Annotated in this window: 22 protein-coding genes; 4 read left to right on the plus strand and 18 right to left on the minus strand. The window is 39.0% G+C overall.

What is annotated here, in order from left to right; translation table 11 throughout:
• The first annotated feature begins 54 nt into the window (after nucleotides 1-54).
• The 4 genes from IGI54_RS07310 to IGI54_RS07325 all read left to right on the plus strand — a co-directional run bounded on the left by IGI54_RS07310 (nucleotide 55) and on the right by IGI54_RS07325 (nucleotide 1,501).
• Nucleotides 55-342, plus strand: coding sequence for a DUF5960 family protein (locus IGI54_RS07310; protein ID WP_430620302.1), 288 nt, complete (start codon nucleotides 55-57; stop codon nucleotides 340-342).
• Nucleotides 343-344: 2 nt separating this feature from the next.
• On the plus strand, nucleotides 345-599 hold the full coding sequence (locus tag IGI54_RS07315) for a hypothetical protein (RefSeq protein ID WP_430620303.1): 255 nt from the start codon (nucleotides 345-347) through the stop codon (nucleotides 597-599).
• 61 nt (nucleotides 600-660) lie between these two features.
• Nucleotides 661-1,245: a DUF5067 domain-containing protein gene (locus IGI54_RS07320; protein WP_430620304.1), complete on the plus strand. Its 585-nt coding sequence runs from the start codon at nucleotides 661-663 to the stop codon at nucleotides 1,243-1,245.
• A 40-nt stretch (nucleotides 1,246-1,285) separates the two neighbouring features.
• Nucleotides 1,286-1,501: a hypothetical protein gene (locus IGI54_RS07325; protein WP_430620305.1), complete on the plus strand. Its 216-nt coding sequence runs from the start codon at nucleotides 1,286-1,288 to the stop codon at nucleotides 1,499-1,501.
• A 14-nt stretch (nucleotides 1,502-1,515) separates the two neighbouring features.
• Here the strand turns inward: IGI54_RS07325 and IGI54_RS07330 are convergent, their stop codons facing one another.
• From IGI54_RS07330 to IGI54_RS07415, 18 genes are read right to left on the minus strand one after another with little or no spacing between them, the layout of a single operon-like run.
• A complete protein-coding gene (locus tag IGI54_RS07330; protein WP_430620306.1) occupies nucleotides 1,516-2,295 on the minus strand; it encodes a peptidoglycan amidohydrolase family protein in 780 nt (259 codons plus the stop codon).
• 5 nt (nucleotides 2,296-2,300) lie between these two features.
• On the minus strand, nucleotides 2,301-2,612 hold the full coding sequence (locus IGI54_RS07335) for a holin (RefSeq protein WP_430620307.1): 312 nt from the start codon (nucleotides 2,610-2,612) through the stop codon (nucleotides 2,301-2,303).
• The gene (locus IGI54_RS07340; RefSeq protein WP_430620308.1) at nucleotides 2,612-2,821 is read right to left on the minus strand and encodes a BhlA/UviB family holin-like peptide; all 210 of its coding nucleotides are present in this window, start codon (nucleotides 2,819-2,821) and stop codon (nucleotides 2,612-2,614) included. The genes IGI54_RS07335 and IGI54_RS07340 overlap by 1 nt, the downstream gene beginning before the upstream one ends.
• Nucleotides 2,822-2,845: 24 nt before the next feature.
• On the minus strand, nucleotides 2,846-2,971 hold the full coding sequence (locus IGI54_RS07345) for a CD1375 family protein (RefSeq protein ID WP_430620309.1): 126 nt from the start codon (nucleotides 2,969-2,971) through the stop codon (nucleotides 2,846-2,848).
• 37 nt (nucleotides 2,972-3,008) lie between these two features.
• A complete protein-coding gene (locus IGI54_RS07350; protein WP_430620310.1) occupies nucleotides 3,009-3,122 on the minus strand; it encodes a CD1375 family protein in 114 nt (37 codons plus the stop codon).
• Nucleotides 3,122-3,442: a hypothetical protein gene (locus IGI54_RS07355; protein WP_430620311.1), complete on the minus strand. Its 321-nt coding sequence runs from the start codon at nucleotides 3,440-3,442 to the stop codon at nucleotides 3,122-3,124. The genes IGI54_RS07350 and IGI54_RS07355 overlap by 1 nt, the downstream gene beginning before the upstream one ends.
• 12 nt (nucleotides 3,443-3,454) lie before the next feature.
• Nucleotides 3,455-5,791, minus strand: a complete 2,337-nt coding sequence (locus IGI54_RS07360) for a BppU family phage baseplate upper protein (RefSeq protein WP_430620312.1) — start codon at nucleotides 5,789-5,791, stop codon at nucleotides 3,455-3,457.
• Nucleotides 5,792-5,820: 29 nt separating this feature from the next.
• A complete protein-coding gene (locus tag IGI54_RS07365; protein WP_430620313.1) occupies nucleotides 5,821-5,955 on the minus strand; it encodes a hypothetical protein in 135 nt (44 codons plus the stop codon).
• Nucleotides 5,945-8,662 (minus strand): phage tail protein, encoded by a 2,718-nt coding sequence (locus tag IGI54_RS07370; RefSeq protein WP_430620314.1) that lies wholly within the window; start codon nucleotides 8,660-8,662, stop codon nucleotides 5,945-5,947. Before IGI54_RS07370 ends, IGI54_RS07365 begins: the two co-directional genes overlap by 11 nt.
• 12 nt (nucleotides 8,663-8,674) lie before the next feature.
• Entirely contained in the window at nucleotides 8,675-9,514 is an 840-nt protein-coding gene (locus IGI54_RS07375; RefSeq protein ID WP_430620315.1) for a phage tail domain-containing protein, read from the minus strand.
• A gap of 11 nt (nucleotides 9,515-9,525) precedes the next feature.
• Nucleotides 9,526-13,683 (minus strand): tape measure protein, encoded by a 4,158-nt coding sequence (locus tag IGI54_RS07380; protein ID WP_430620316.1) that lies wholly within the window; start codon nucleotides 13,681-13,683, stop codon nucleotides 9,526-9,528.
• A 14-nt stretch (nucleotides 13,684-13,697) separates the two neighbouring features.
• Nucleotides 13,698-13,979 carry a hypothetical protein gene (locus IGI54_RS07385; protein WP_430620317.1) on the minus strand — a complete coding sequence of 94 codons (282 nt, stop codon included), beginning with the start codon at nucleotides 13,977-13,979 and terminating at the stop codon, nucleotides 13,698-13,700.
• A 20-nt stretch (nucleotides 13,980-13,999) separates the two neighbouring features.
• On the minus strand, nucleotides 14,000-14,467 hold the full coding sequence (locus IGI54_RS07390) for a tail assembly chaperone (protein WP_430620318.1): 468 nt from the start codon (nucleotides 14,465-14,467) through the stop codon (nucleotides 14,000-14,002).
• A 59-nt stretch (nucleotides 14,468-14,526) separates the two neighbouring features.
• Nucleotides 14,527-15,108 carry a phage major tail protein, TP901-1 family gene (locus tag IGI54_RS07395; protein ID WP_430620319.1) on the minus strand — a complete coding sequence of 194 codons (582 nt, stop codon included), beginning with the start codon at nucleotides 15,106-15,108 and terminating at the stop codon, nucleotides 14,527-14,529.
• Between the two features lie 12 nt (nucleotides 15,109-15,120).
• Nucleotides 15,121-15,477, minus strand: a complete 357-nt coding sequence (locus tag IGI54_RS07400) for a hypothetical protein (protein ID WP_430620320.1) — start codon at nucleotides 15,475-15,477, stop codon at nucleotides 15,121-15,123.
• Between the two features lie 3 nt (nucleotides 15,478-15,480).
• A complete protein-coding gene (locus IGI54_RS07405; RefSeq protein WP_430620321.1) occupies nucleotides 15,481-15,825 on the minus strand; it encodes an HK97-gp10 family putative phage morphogenesis protein in 345 nt (114 codons plus the stop codon).
• On the minus strand, nucleotides 15,822-16,103 hold the full coding sequence (locus IGI54_RS07410; RefSeq protein WP_430620322.1) for a hypothetical protein: 282 nt from the start codon (nucleotides 16,101-16,103) through the stop codon (nucleotides 15,822-15,824). The genes IGI54_RS07405 and IGI54_RS07410 overlap by 4 nt, the downstream gene beginning before the upstream one ends.
• On the minus strand, nucleotides 16,103-16,453 hold the full coding sequence (locus IGI54_RS07415) for a phage head-tail connector protein (protein WP_430620323.1): 351 nt from the start codon (nucleotides 16,451-16,453) through the stop codon (nucleotides 16,103-16,105). The genes IGI54_RS07410 and IGI54_RS07415 overlap by 1 nt, the downstream gene beginning before the upstream one ends.

Consider the following 16,453-nt stretch of genomic DNA (forward strand, 5'->3'; position numbering starts at 1 on the left):
GTTCCCTTTACAAACAAGAACAAACGTTCGTATAATATTTGTGAGGTGATCGCCATGCTAGTCGATTCTAACGAATTAGAATTCTATTATGATCCACAAATGACTGAACGTTTAGTAGCAGATTTTATGAAGGTCGTCGATACTGATGTTCCGTTTTTCGCAGTCAAAGACGAATTGCTATTTTTGATGAATGAACGAGGCATATCGAGCTTTAGGATACCGGCGAAAAAAACAAGGGATGGCATGGATCATGTCTTCTACTTTGAAATATTTGAGAATAAGGATTATCCGAAACCAAGATTGTACAAATACAAGTTTCAGAGAATTGAAAGGCGGAATTAATTATGATAAGTCTGAGTGGTATTGTGAGTAGTATCAAGATAATCAAGTATTCTGAGCGTCCTCTTGTATACTTTAAGCTAGACTATCAATCGTGTTTGATCGCTGCACACTCGCTTAATTTTTTAGCTGATGTAGAAGACGGCATGAAAATAGTCATAGCCGGAGAATACAATAGTAGGAAACAGTTTGTGGTTCGAAAGTATGGTGTGATTGGAATGACAAAAATAATGATCGAGTTTGATCAGTTATCAGTTTAATTTATTTAATCTAATGTTAAAATGTAATTAATAAATTATTTTTAATGAAAGAAGGGTTAATATGAAAAAGTTTTTATTATCAGTATCTGTTATATCATGTTTTTTATTACTGAGTGCCTGTGGCAACAGCAGCAATGAAGAAGCGAGTTCTTCCAGTTCTGTTGAAAAATCATCATCTACTGAACAGGTTAGTTCTACAGACAGCGAAGTCGTAGGTAATGCAAACCTCAATTCAGAAGGTGTTTTAGAGAACTATCCCTACAAATTAGATTTAGACAATGCGACATACAATATTTTGAGCACACAACGAGTTGATGGGTCAATGACCAGTGATCCTATTTTAGTAATTGAAATGGAATACACTAATAAAGGAAGTAATCCACAATCTCCTTACATGAGTTTCATCACTGATTTTGACGCACAGCAAACAGATGGAACAACTACCGATTCCTTAAACGGTGCTAATGGTCAGTTCGATAACCTGAGTGATCAAGAGGCTGTTAAAATGGGGGACGTTAATGTGAACAGTGGTAAAACTGTAAAAGCTATAATTGGATATACATTAACACAAAAAGATAGACCTGTAACCATCGTTCATAGACCTTCTCAAATTTCTGGAGAAAATAATGGATTTATAATTAAATAATATTTGACTCGCGTACCTTCTCTAAAGAGGAGGTATTTTTATGTATTTTAGAAACTCAATTGGCGAAGTATACATCAGAGATTTCATCGTATTTATGAAAAGGGGAGATGATTTCCAATCATACAAATCTGCAAATTTCCTTGATTTAACCTATACATTCAATGAATTTGTTTCACATCTAATGCTTGCTGAAGAGATAAATTATCAGAAAATATTTTTAAAGAGTAAAAAAAATAGGCCCTCCACATTTTTGTAGAGGGCTTATTTAGGTTAAATCTTATTCTCATTTAGTCGATTTTGCATTGCTTTGACACAATCACTAACTGGACTAATTTCGCCGTCTTGTACCGTTCCCATTCGTCGTTGCAATGCTCTACAAGTTGCCGGTCCAAAATTTCCATCAGACTCAACACTAAGCTTTTTTTGTAAAGCTCTGATCACATTAGAACCACCACTACCAAATTGAGCGCTAGGAATATTCCTATTAGCTCGATTTTTAATTTGACCGCTAATGATTCCATCTTTACCTGCTGTGTCAAATACTTCTTGAAGCCGTCTTGAAGTAGCGGGCCCCCAAGAACCATCAATAGCTAACATATTTTGTTGCGGCTGATTTGCTCCGCCGTTGGGTTCGCTACCAGTTGCAACAATGCGGTAGAAATGATGTTGCAATCTCGTTCCCATGTATGCATCATTTGAATCAATGCTAATTCCATTTCTTGAATAGTTGCAATGGATAAACCGCTTGTTGTCTAAAAAGATACCCGTGTGTCCGCCACTTCCCAAAGAATATCCTGGCGTGCCAGCTACAAAAATATCACCTCGGCGGCATTCAGCACGGCTGATTTTTTTTAGGATTGATCCATTCAACGCAAAGAGTGTTTCTGTGTTCCCAGGGTAGGTAAAATTATAGAAGCCACCAGCTTGCATTGCATATGATACAGCAGAACTACAATCATAACTTTTTGGACCAGTTCGATAAGTCATTGAATACGTTACTTTGCCAAGCTTATCATTCATCCACTTGATCATTGCTTCGATACCAACCATTTAAATCACCTCACATTGTTTTCTTGATCGTCTGAATCAACTTTTTGCTGATTGCTTCTATCATAATATTTATTTGTTGCATCATAAAGCCCGCAAGCCATACCGCCAGCTACCAACCCGCCAATAGCCATCTCTCCCATTGACTGGTTAAAAAGATAGCCCATGGCTATCCCTAAAACGGTCCCTAAAATGATTGAAACGATTGGTAGAAATCTACTATCTAAAAGCTTTGTCTGCTTCACACCCTCCGTGATAATCATCATGATAGGCGCGAAACTAATTCCTGTTGCTAAAATGTGTGTTAATATTTCATCCATTATTTCTCAATCCTTTCATGTATCCTGTTGACTGTTTTCTCAATGTTCTCCACTTGTTTTAAAGATTGAGTTAGATCGTCAATCGTCTTCAAATACCGCTCTTCACGTGCATTATTTTGTTTCATCACCCACACAAGTAGAAAAACGAAAAGCACCGGAAACCCGATGCTTTCTGGATTGTTGAGAAAAGTTGATATGAAATTGTCCATACTCTCCCATCTTCCCCTCAAAAACTATTCAGCTAATTCTGGTAAATCCATGTCTACTAAAATATCTTTTACTTGGTCACGGATCAGTGTCGGAACTTGATTTACCGTTTTTTTACCTTTAATAATTAACGTCGCATATACTACTGCCATCATATTCACCTCCTTTTTAAGTAAATAAAAAGCAATCCTAATCCGCAGAGTTTGCAGATAAGATTGCTTGTACTTCTTCTTTGATTTTTTCGGGTACATCGTCAATTGTTTTTACCCCTTTTTCGATTAAATTCAAATAAACCTTAACCATTATTCAGACTCCTTTTCAGCTAACTTTGCTTCGAGTTCGCCAATTCTCATCTCATAGTCGAGACCCAACTCGTAAAGTTCTGCAATCGCCATCAGTGCATCGGTCAATTGGCTGTCTTGATTTTCTAGATCCTCTGGTGTTGCCGCTTTGATGAACTGCCATTCATTTGTGTTGAAGTCGAATCCAGTGATTTGGATGCCTTCTTCAGATGGAGGCTCTATTTCTGTATAAGGATGGAAAACTTTTTTTTCATCTGGCCAAAACATCGGTTCCAAATCTTTCAAGTAACGTGTATCAAAAACTTTTTTTAATCCTTCCATTTTCCGTTCCTCCTACTTACTTTCTAGTGCGGTGATTCGTCCCGCTAAATCATTTAACTGTTCTTCAAAACGTTTGTGATAGTTCGCGATAAAAGACTCGATAATCGTCCGTCCATTGACTTCGAGTTCAAAAATCAAGCGAATGTCTTTAACTTCGATCCACGCCGGCGTTACACCGTCAGATACTGACCCGACGTCGCTATTCAAATTGTTTTTTGCTGCTATCCCAAAAAACATATGTCCTGTCGAATCAATTCGCCCTAAATTTACTGATACAGTTCTGTTTTGAAAAGCATTCGTAAAATTATAAGTACCGATCGCGTCATTGCTAGTTTTTCGATAGCACATTCGACTGTAATTGACCGGTGCCAGCGTCGTTGATAGCAAGCCGCCTCCGCGAAATGTACCAGAAAGGTTACTGCTCTTTACTACCGATCTAAGCTTGTTTACTTTCTCATTCATGCTGCTTAATCCATCAAATAAATAAGGATATTTTTTCTCTAGTGTCCCAATCACATCAAAATCGAACTGAATTTCCGCCCCGCGTCCAACAATCGTTGTCTCAGATCGAACGATTCCATCAGCAGATAACAGCGTAGCGTATTCGTCAGCGGTGAATGGAACCATGCCACCGTTTTTAATGGTTAGTCCACTGTCGGCTTGAGAAGGGGTCCAGTCGTCCATTACTGTTGGCAATCCCTCAATCAATTTGTAACGCGCCACAGTCACATCCATATTGTCGGGCGCATTCGCTGTTCTGAATTGAATTTGTGGGAAACCTGCATTACCTGTTCCACCAAAAATTAACCGTTTAGTCTCACCAGAAAATATCTTAGCTGACCCAGAGAAACCATTCCCACTAATCGTTATATCAGAAGTCCCATTGTTTTTTATATATATGGAAAGTGACAAGTTCTTCCCTTGATACGCTCCTTGTGGCAACAAATTTCTATAGTATTTAAGAATATCTGTCCCGCCAACAGATGTTATTCGAGATGCGTCAGTTATACCAAACTCAGAGATTTGTTGACTTGTCGTCACGTTTACTGTAGAACCAAAATGTGCTATCCATTGATTGCCTGTGAATGTATTAGAATCTGATGCCAAATTCGGCTGACCATGAACTACACCAACATCTTCAGGGGCCGGACACCAAGCGTCCATTTGAGATAAAGTTCCTTTGATTAGTTTTTGACACTTAATAGACGCGGTAAGTCCAGCATTTGATTCTGAATTAGCCAGTTTATATACGATTAAATACGCTGTCTTTTCAGGAATTTTAACAGTTAATGTAGAAGTTCCTTTTGTTCCTTTTAAAATAACTGAACTAGAATTATAAGTAATCGTATTATTCGCTGAGTCGTGAAAGTAAACTCTAAAGTTTGCGTTACTTGTTGATTTAGAAGCGTCAATATCGCTGGTCATAGTAATGGTGTCCCCTACAGAAAGTGAGGTGTTAGCAATATGGATCGTTTTAGAATCCGTCACCATATTCCAACCACCGAAAGTGTATTCCTTCCACTCGTCACTGGTTCCAGTCAACAAATTTTCTTTATACGGCAAGTCCTTCACATACCGACTCGCCGTCCCCTCAGTCCCATCGACCAGCATTTCTTTTTTCAAGATCGCACTCTCAGCGCCCCCGATTTGATCGATCACATTTGCGGAACTTTCTTGCTGGTTAAAGGTCTCGCTTTTCCGATAGACATCTGCTTCGTCAATTTTTTTATTAGTCTCATCTAACTGACTAGAAAGAGTTGTTTGTTTTTGTTCCAGCTCACTCATTTTTTGATTGGACTGAGTGAACTTTCCGTCATACTCTCTAATTATTTGATCAGCATAATTACTAATACGATCAGACTCGGCATCTATCGCTGCTTTTTCTTTGTCTGCTTTTGCTTGCACTTCTGCCTTCATTTCCTCAAAATCTTTGAAGTATATTTCAGCAGCTACTTCGCCGGAACTGTCAATTAAAGATTTGGACATTTTAAAAGTCAAATTTTGAATATCTAAAGACTCGCCAGAAGCCAACTGAACATATACTCCCATCGAAACAGTGCCGACATACCCTTTCAGTTTTGGCGAGACGATGTAGTAAATCTCGTTTTCTGCTACAGATTCTACACCGCCGTCATCTTCAATCATCCCTTGCTGGCCATTTGAATCGATATAATTCAGAACAGCACGAACCTTTGCGCCAGTTAAATTGATTTCTGCCTCATTCTGCAATTGAAATACGAACTTAGATACTTGCTTATCATAGGAAAATATCTCCGTACCTAGTTTTTGATTACGTCTCTCTTTTCCAGATATTTTGATTATTTTATCAATTTGCTTGTAGTAAACCACTTAGACACCTCCAAAAAAAGAGAATGTCATTATTCGACATTCTCTTCTTCGTTATTTTCATTCTGAGTATTTTCAATTGCTGCTTTTAGCGTAGCATTGTCTAGTTCAAGAGTTGCGATTCTTGCAACTAAATTTTGGATTACTTTTTCTGCATCAACATTCATTCATTTTTCCTCCTAATAGTCGTTCTAATTTCTCTATTCGATCCCACATTTTTTTTATCAATACGTTGTGGTACATACTGATTCGATCATAATTTAAAGACTCAACTTCGCCATTTTCGTATCCAACTACTTCAGTTAATCCCTGTTCATCAAACTCATCAGCGATGAAGCCAAAGAACCATTCATCGTTCTCGTTTTGATCAAGTTCCGATTTGTCATTCCACTTTTTCGGAACTAGGTTAAGAATATTCTCCGCATTGGCTATGACGCTATCAGCATCACTAATGTTTGCTTTATATTTTTTCGCCGAAGTTACTCTTCGGATATCCCCGGAAAAAGATACATTTATGTTTGCTGCATTTGAGGTTGTTCGAGTATAGACAGGCTTTATTATTACATATCCGTTGTTTTCTTGATTTACACCATTAGGATTAATATCATTAACACGTAGTTCTTTAGTAAACGTTTTAATGGATTCGCAATACTCTGGAACACTGGTACTATTCGCACCAAAACGAATCTCATTTCCAATCAATGTACTCTCTCCATGGTAGCCATCCAAACATAACTGTGATCTGTTGTCGCGACTACCACTATAGAAATATAACGGGGAGTCCTCTGACGCAATAAAGAAAGGGCCTTGATTGGAATGTATGCGTGTTGACATATCCGTGTGAAGCGTCTTATATCCCACCGTTATTCCATTAACAGCATCTAGCTCAATATATCCGCCTCCTGCATCTCCAAGTCGGGGGCCGACCTTGATATAGCTACTATTTAAATCCAGCAAGAGGGTCTGTTTGACTTCTGCTCTGGGGTCGTAGCCACCACGGATCATTCCTTTTGTAATATCAATATTCCCGGTGTCGAGATCGATTGAAATCTCATTTCCTACAATTTTACCTTTTGAGAATAAAACTTCTCCGGTCGCAAGGTCGATTGATAGGTTTTTCCCGCTTATTTTTACAGCAGTGAGTGTCCCCGTGGTAATTCTTCCTGCATCAATATCAAGCGCCTTGATACTGTTAATAAAGGCTGCATTAGCTGTTAGCTTGTTAACAAACCCTTCTTTTGCAGCTAGATTATTAGTGAAAATATCTTTTGCTATCAATTTAGTGAAAAATGCATTTTCAGCAAATATCTTATCAAATAATCCTTCATCTACTTTTAAGTGCACCGACGTAATGACATCAGCTCTAAGCGATTTAGTAATGATAGAGCTAATCTTCGCTGAAACGGCTGTTACTGATTGTGCTTGAAAATTTGTAGTGAAAATTGAATCCGCGAACAATTTATCAATCCACGCTCGATTAAACAAAGAATCTGGTAACTTAACTAATTGACCTTCAAGATTTTCTTTTACACTATTTAAATTTACTTTCCAAGTTGACCCAGCCTCACTGACCATCGATTCTGCTTCCTTTACAGCTCCAGTATATGCAGTCTCGGCTGCATCTTTAGCTTCGGCAGCTTCTGTGAAAGCATCCTCAATTTCTTTTTGATTTGCATCTGGGTCAAAAAACAACAACCATTCATACCCATTCCAATATTTCATTACAGTCTTTTCACCAATTATATGATACCAAGTATCACCGACATTGAATCTTCCTTTTGGTGTATCAGTGCCCCAATAAATTCTATTTTTACTATCGGCACTTAGCCACGCCTTTTCAGCTGCATTTAAGGCATTTTCTAACCCTGCTTGGGTTTGTTTTTTGTAATTCGATTCCGAGTTAGACAATTTAGTGACTAATCCATCAGAGCCACAAGAAACAGTGTGATTCAAAACAGTTCCACTCGTATCATATTCAGTCGTGTAAGACATGATTCGAATTTTTTGCGCGAACTTTAAATCTGTGTTGATGGCCATGATATAGTCACCTTCGTGAGGCTGGTCATATTCGTAACCTGCTTGTCTTAAATCAACCATATCTAGAGTAGCTGAAATACCATACGACGATTCAACTTCTTGCTTTAATCGCTCAAAAAGGTTTTCTTCAACTGAATAACGTTCATCAATTACTGGATCGCCTTCTAAATAGCCATATATTTCAGCTAAAGGGCTCACGTATTCTACGATCAGTCGACCTTTTGTTTGATCTTCTTCATCGAAATAAGCCCCATAGCCTTTTTTAACTGTGATGAATGAGCCGACATCTTTCTCGAGTTTCAACTCATTCATGTTAAAGCCTTTTTTTACAATTGTAGAAAGATCAGTTCCGACTTCTTTGATCAGACGAACAATCGTGCCGTTTACACTAAATTCTAGACCGGTGCTAGAAATGATGTCATTGAAAAGAGTTAATCTGTTTTTAAACCCAAAAGATTGTTTTTCAAATGCATTGACATCTACTTCTAAACTATACGAGTAACCAGAACCATTAAAGATAAAATCTAGATAGGCTTTCATGGTATTCGATCCGTCCAGCTGAGCGTGCACGATTGATTTTTTCATATCGAAGAAAAACTCGTGAACAGCATCGAATTCAACTTCAATTCGATCACCTTCATCTACTGGCAATGCATATGTTAAATAATAGTTTTCACTATTAAAACGAACTTTCCAGCCTCGACCAATGCCTTCCAAAATTTCATCATTCGTGTAAATGGTTCCTGACAGTGATTTCTCACCGTTAACGCCTTTGGTTTCTTTGACTTCAGCTAGCGCTGAATGGTGGTTTCCTTTTTCATCAACAAAAATTAGCATTGTTTCACCACCCTAAATATATAATTCTGTTTTGTTTAGCAATTCTATTGTTCCAGCAAAATCGGTGGAAATGGGTATTTGATTTTTTGGATACGGTTTTAATTCAAAATGCTCATAATTAGTTGATTCGTTGAAATTCGAATAGTTTTTCAAAGCCTCGACACCTTTTAAAAGAAAAATGTCTCCAACTCTTATGGGCGTCAATGAGTAACTTTCAAACGTCCTATCACCAATAGTCACTGAGAATCTACCTATCTGTGATTTTTTAGAGACTAATTTCACAGTCCAAGGCCATTCCAATTGGCTGCATCTCGCAGTTCCGCGATATTCAATAAAGCCAGATGTGATAGTCTCGTTTGTTGGCAGAGTTTCGCCAAAAGGTAATTCAGCCGTTTTAAGAGTGATAGAAAATTCTGTTAACAGGCCTGCTGAAGACTTACCTAAAAAATTATAATCAATTTCTGATGATGGAATGACTTTGTAACGGTATTTATATGTTTCACATGGAATCCCTAATAGTTCAAAACCTTCTGTTTGACCAGGCAGCTCAAATTCATATAGATCCGATGTTGGCAGCATCTTCGTGATGTAAAAGGGCTCATCACTACTAAACAGACTATTCAGTTCATCCTTTTTCTCTTCTGACTCGTATACTGTATCTGTTTGAAACTTTCCGCTGACCACAATTGATTTTTCTTTGTGAACCGCGCCAGAAAAGATAAACCCACTTCGATTTCGAACTTCTCTTTGCGTGACATTCAAAACCGGTGAACTGTCTTTGAAATCTGTGACTAAAACATCAATGGAGGAAAGTTCTGTTTTCACTCCATTTTTTTCAACTAAGCAATCCATTCCCTTTCCTCCTATTCAAAGTATTCACTTTTACTTTTTTCACGTGCTTCAATACGCTTTACAGTCGTGTAGATCTTATCCCCAACAATCTCATTGTGGATCACGATTTGTTCTTCTTTCAATTTGGAATCCTTGACATCCTCGTCCATTTCGTGTGAAACAGTGCTAGAAGCATGGGAATTGAAGGTCGCGTCTCCGACCATAACCGCTTGCGCTTGGTAGCGCTGATCCTCGATGATAGAGCCAAATTCAGAGGCTTGTTTCTCGATAAACCCGAACATATCAGCCATACCTAAGCCTAATCCTTTACCGACCATTTCACCCATCCACATAGTTAAACGAGAAGGTGAATGGACATCTAAAGCACGTTGAATGGTACGAGCTACATTATTCGCGATACTATTCGCAGTGTTGTAGATATAACCTGCCGAGTTAACCAACCCGTTATTCAAACCAATGCCTGCATTATATCCAACATAGTATAGGTTATCTTCTAGATACCTAAACTGATCAGAAATGGAGCCAGACACGTTTGATGCAGTTCTTACCATATCTCTCATACCGCTAGAAAAAGCACTGTTCATTTGATTTAAAGCACTTCTCAATGTTTGCGTCGCATTATTCATCGATTTAGAAGTAGCTGATGAAACTGAGCTAAATCCCTTATTGATTATGTCAACTGTTTTAGACATGGCACTCGATGCAGTTTGCTGCATTTGATTCATCGACATTCCAACATTACGAGCCATTGTTGATACTTCTTTGCTTGATCCAGTATTCGTTTTTTGCGCGTTTGAAGTTACATTTTTGCTCATTGCGTTTGATGCGTTAGTAGCAGAAGTTGTTGCCTGATTCATATTTTGAGATACTGCCGCGGATGCGTTCGCTGTCGTTTGGTTAATATTTCCATACATAGATTGGAAGTTTTTGGACACATTTGTATTTGCATTAACAGCATTTGTATTCGCTTCTGCTGTCGCTTTATTTGTGTTTGTTCCAACATTGCTTGCCATAGTCGTCGTCGACTTTGTCACATTTGCTTGCATGCTACTGTAATTCGAACTTGCTTTTTTATCCGCATTAGCAGCTGCATCGATAGCTTTATTTGAGCTCATTGTGCTGAGATTTCCAACATTGTTAGACATCTGCGCCATAGAACCAGTAACGTTCGTGTTAGCTTGGCTATACGCCGATCCCATATTGGCGGCGGTAACATTTGAATCATTAGTAACCTTTGTGCTAGTCTCCCCTGATTTCCCTTTTAAGGTTTCCCACAAATTAGTAAAGGCGTTTTTGACGCCCTCAAGTGCAGCTGTCAAAACATTCGGTATTGCTTGGAGGATTCCGTTTGCTAGTGTAGTTAAAATTTCAACACCCATACTAAGAATTTCCGGCAACATTTGAATAATCGTCGTGACGATCATTGCAATGATTTCGATTCCAGCTGTTACAATTTGAGGTAAATTATCGACGATTCCTTGCACTAAAGCCTGAATAATTTGCAATGCTGCTTGCAGTATCATCGGTAGATTCTCAACTAAAAATTGACATAGACTCTGAACGATTTGGATTGCTCCATTTAAAAGCATTGGAATATTGTTCAACAGTCCAGTCACCAAAGTCATGATCGCTTCTAGCGCTACTGGTAATAGCTTAGGCAATAATTGAGTGATTCCATTAATTAAATTTAGTAGAATCTCTATACCTGTCTGGATGATTTGCGGCAGGTTTTGAGTAATCGAGTTAACGAATGTCATCAAAATTTGCTGTACAGAGCTGACGATTTGCGGAATGTTTTGAACAATCCCATTTACCAAGCTTAAAAGTAGCTGCATTCCCATTAACACTAATTGCGGTAGCGCAGTAGCAATTGATGTTATTACGGATGTCACGACCTGCAGCGCTGAGCTAATAAGTGATGGTAAATTTTGCCCAATGCCACCAACTAAAGAACCAATAATATCTACACCTGCTTGAACCAATACAGGTAAGAGTGTAGCGATAGTTGCTGCGAATTTAGCTACAAGCTCTGTGCCGCTTGCAATCAAGTCTGGCAGTTTTGTAGTAATTCCTTTAACTAAATTCTGAATGATCCCTGGAGCCTTTTCCGTCACCAAATCTAACATTTTAGTGATCTGATCGCCGAAAGCATTATTAACTAAACCTAGCCCTGCTACTACTAACCCCAAAATTGCGGCTGGACCAACTGAGGCTAAAGCCAATTGCATGATTGTTCCCATTGCAGAAGTCATACCGCCAAGAGCACCCATACCAACTGAGCTCGCACTTTGCAGACTTGATCCTACTAATGGGATTCTCCCAACAAGACCACCAATACCAGATGTAACAGCAGAAAAACCTGCGGACATTGGCCCTGATAGTACGCCGGCAAAAGATGTAAATCCTTTAGAGAGTGTTTGCAAAGCTGGGAAAACTGCTTGCATAGTCAAACCGGCGCCTAATACTGCCGCGACCGGCAAAATAGCTTGCATAATTCCCTTCAACGTGTTCATTGTCTCTGATGACATCTCAGTACCTTTGATTAGGGAATCCAAAGCACTTTTTACAAAATTAGCAGCATCTGCCAATTTCTGTTGTGTTTCAGCAGTGCCAATAACTGCATCACGAAATGTTTTGATTTTATCTGTTACTGCTTGTACAACAGTAATAAACGTATCTTTGAAAGGTGTTAACGCCTTAGCCGCAGTTGATGTGATCGCCGTTTTCATGTTTGCAAACGAACCAGAAATCGTGTCACCGGCAGTTTTTGCTAACCCAGCCATTTTTGCCGTGTTACCGGCTGCACCTTCTGTGCCTTCTTCAATCCCTTTCACCAACATGTCAATGGCATCTTTAGACTCTAGAGAGCCATCAGAAACGTGATCTTTCATTTCCCCAACAGACTTCCCCATTGAGTTTGCTAAGATCTGCCATGCTGGGACACCGGCATCAACTAACCGATTAATATCATCAGAATAGGCAACACCAGAAGATTGTAGACTCGCAATAGCAGAAGTCATTTGATCAATTGAAGCTGTTCCATCACCAACACCGTAAGCAGCATCAGCAATCGCTTGAAAGACCGTTTCGACCTTTTCGCCTTCCATACCGGCAGCGACCATTTTCTTTGCACCTAAAGCTACTTCGTTCAAAGCAATCGGCGTTCCTTCAATTCCCTTTGCCAATCCATCCATGACCTTCGTGGCCATTTCCCCCGATCCGGTTAATACCGTTAGGGATTTCGTTGCTGTATCGATCGTATCGACACGACCAATAGCTTTTTGAGCTAGGTCTTTAAATGCCGAGATGCCAACATAAGCCGTTGCAAGTCCTAAGACTTTTTTTACTAATCCCTCAGTTAGAGAGGTTGCCTTTTGTGTGCCTGACCCTATGTTGTTTAATGCATTCGTCGCTTTGGACCCAAGATCATTAAAGCCTTTAGTTAAAGTCGATCCGATTTTTGTTCCGATGTCAGCCGTCTTGGAAACAATGCCGTTAAAACTTTTTATCACTAAACCTGTTGCATCAGCTGCTGTCTTAGTAATCGTTTTAAATGCATTAACGAATGCACGCGGTACATTATTAGCAATCGTCTGAGAGCCACTAGCGATTTTCAGAAAGCCATTATTGACCGAATCTCCTAAAGATAATGCACTTGATCCAATCAGTCGGAAAGCGTTCGAAAAAGGTGCAGGAACCTTTCCAGCGATAAAGTTTGACGTATCAGCAATTGACTGAAAGCCACCTTTTACGTTTGAACCTAGTTGACTCGATAATTTTGATATCCCGTTAAATGCAATGGAAAAAGGCGTAGTGATTGTATTTGCGGCACTAGTAACTGCCTGAGCAACTGTATTCAGTGCATTTTTAATTGGCTGGGGAATTTTCTCAGCAATCTTTGCCATAGCTTGCTGGACTAAAGCAGATGCTGAGTTGAATGGATCTGCGATTGTAGCAGCTAATCCACTGAGTGCTTTAGTTGATAATGGTGTGAGTTTGCCGATGATTGAGCCTACTTTTGAGATGATTGAGTTAGTGCTGCCGCTCAAGTTGTTTTCTACTTGAGACATTGTTTTTGCTGTAATACTCGCAACATCACTCATTGCCTTCTTGTAATCACCAGTATTCGCGCCGATGACTGCTGTAATTGATCCAACAAAATTAGACATACTTTCCCTCCTCGCTACTTACGATTTTTGAAATGATTCAGCGCTTCGACTACTTTAGATGTCGAAGCGTTTGCTGTCTTTTTCGTTCTCTTAAAAGCATTTCTAATTTTCTGTTCTTGCTTATCTTTGTTAAAAACCTTTTTCAGATTCGGCTTTTTCGCATTGAGAATATAGCGTAGATTAAACCCAAAAACGGCTTGCTGTTCCTGTTCGTCTAACCGCTTCAAAGCTAATCCCTCAAGTATTGCTTCCAGCTCCCAAAGGTAGCAGTTCATGATTAAATCAATGTCTGTCAATCCTTGTCGTGCGCAGTTGACTATGAGATCTCTTTCTTCATTTTCTCTGCTAACTCTTGAATCGCTTCGACTTGATTTTTGCTCTCGTCGGTGTTTTTCTTTTGAAGTACTTGAATCGCTTTTTCCAGATTCTCCACGTACTTCTTGATCTTTTTCTTGAAAAAACCGGATTCCAACATCTCGTCTTTCACTTGGTCAAATATTGCATCATAAGCCTTTTCTTCATCGTCAAAGCTAGAAAAGAAGTCTTCAATTGCTTCAAAGATTTCATTTTCAGTTAAATCTTTAGTTGCTGCCAAATTGATGATTTCAAATAGTGCCTCATCATCTTGTTCAAGTACCTTTGCAAAAAGCACGCCAGCACCGTCAGCATTTCGCTCTTTTGTTTCTGAATTGATGGACCCCAATTTTTTGTTGGCCTTAAAAACCATACGGTAGTTAAATTTGATAGGTAAGTCTTGTCCTTTAACTTTTACTGTGAATGACATTGAATTTCCTCCTAAAATAAAATAAAAAAAAGAGACTAACTAAAAGCTAGTCTCGTAAATTAAGGTGTCGTTTCTGTTTTAATGTCGCTGTAATCGCCTGTAGTCTCTCCAGGATTTTGGTAAGCATACAATGCTTCGATCGCTGCAATGTCTTCATCTGTAAGTGGAAACTCACCGTCTTGCAACGAGCCGATAATGTTCAGAACGTATGACGCTTCAACTAACTCATCACCATCTGTAATTTCAGGTTCGTCCGGCATTCCATATCCAAATTCAGCCGGATATAATTTGTAATCTTCTCCAGTTACTTCTTTCGCAACTGATTCATCAACGATCACTCGCCACACTTTGACTGATTTACCAGTCTTTTTAGCGTCTTTTACAACTTGAATTGACTCATCGCCTGGAGCAAAATATTGTGTTAAATCAATCGCTTGCTCATCTGTCGATTTAATAATGATACGTCCCATTTTAGTTTGCTCGTCAACATTTTCACCGCCATAAGTAACTCCGCCCTCGGTTTGGAAAGCAGGTAGCAATGCAGGCGAACCAATCGGCGCGTCTACTGATTGTAAGAAATACCATACTTTTTTGCCGGACAAAGCTTTACCTGTGGCTTTTTTGATTCCGTTATATACCATTAATTTTTCCTCCTATATTATAAAATCTGAAATTGAAAATACTACGTGGTAGCATTCGCGTCCGATAGAATCATCAATTGAAAAACGGCTGCTAATTTGTCTGCGAGCTCCCAAAGCGACCTTCGTTTTGAATATTGCTTCTTCAAGTTGAGTCCGACTATTGGTCGAATAAAACAAGTGAATCGTTAAATCCGAATCCACAATCGCAGGTCCAAACTTTGCACTTCTCGAATCATCATCGTCATGATTTGCTACTACGTAAAAAGGCTCCTGGACACTTGAATCCGGGAGCTTGAAATAAATCGGGATATCCGTATTAGCTAAACCATCCGATATCCTTTTTAAATATTCAGTTTGTGGAGAGTACATATATTACCCCCTAATTAATTTGTTCAAATTTTTCATTAGCAATGGATACTCCGCTTTAAGGGCAGGACCCATAAACGGTTGAGCTGCCATATTTCGAGTGCCGTCTTCCACATAGATTGAATAGACTGCTGGGGAGATAATCTCAGCACGTAGAATTTGAGTCATCCATGAGTAAACAGTGTTACTCATCCATCCGGTATCCCAAGGCGCTAATTGTTTCGCTCTTTTTTCAGTTCGCAGAGCAGAACGATTAATTTCTTGGCTGACAGCTCTATCGACTTGCTTTGTTTGGTTATTCAATGCTTTGATAAAAGCATTCTTTCCAATAATGCGACAAGCTTTACTCATGAGATAACCACCACTGTAGAATTGCGATGTTGCTTCAGGTCAAATAAGTTTCTACGAACGCCTTCATACTCGATCGAATCAATCTTACTGTATATGCCTTGCATATGCAGCTTAAATGCTGATTTAGTGTATTTGCCAAACACATTGACTTGCTCACTTGCTGATAAATCAGATTTTGAACATGGTACAATCACTGTTTTTGAAATGACCTCATCTTCGCCTAGATAACCGAGTTGTGTAACTTTAGTGGTGATTTTACAACGATGATTATAGTTCACTATATCCACCTCGCTATTCCTCTGCCAGACCGTTTTTTCGGCTTTGTATACTCGTCAAAGAGTGTGAAATATTCATCGAGATATGATTTTTCCCAAGTGTAAGTGCGCCCCTCTTCGCTATCCGCAGAAGCGCCCTCACTATTAATCTTATTAAAACGCTTGATGGTAACATCCCGTTGAATATACTCAAATTTTAGTGGAATTTCTTTGATTTCTTCTGTCTGATTTTTAGAAGCGAATTGATTAAGTGTAGCAAGTAGTCGATCTTTACTATCCTCAATCAACAGTTCTAATAGTTCATTTTGAAGTTCATCGGAAATTCCGAGCAGCAATTTAATTTTTTCTAGCAT

The organism is Enterococcus sp. DIV0800 (genome assembly GCF_050559735.1).
Classification (GTDB): domain Bacteria; phylum Bacillota; class Bacilli; order Lactobacillales; family Enterococcaceae; genus Enterococcus_A; species Enterococcus_A devriesei.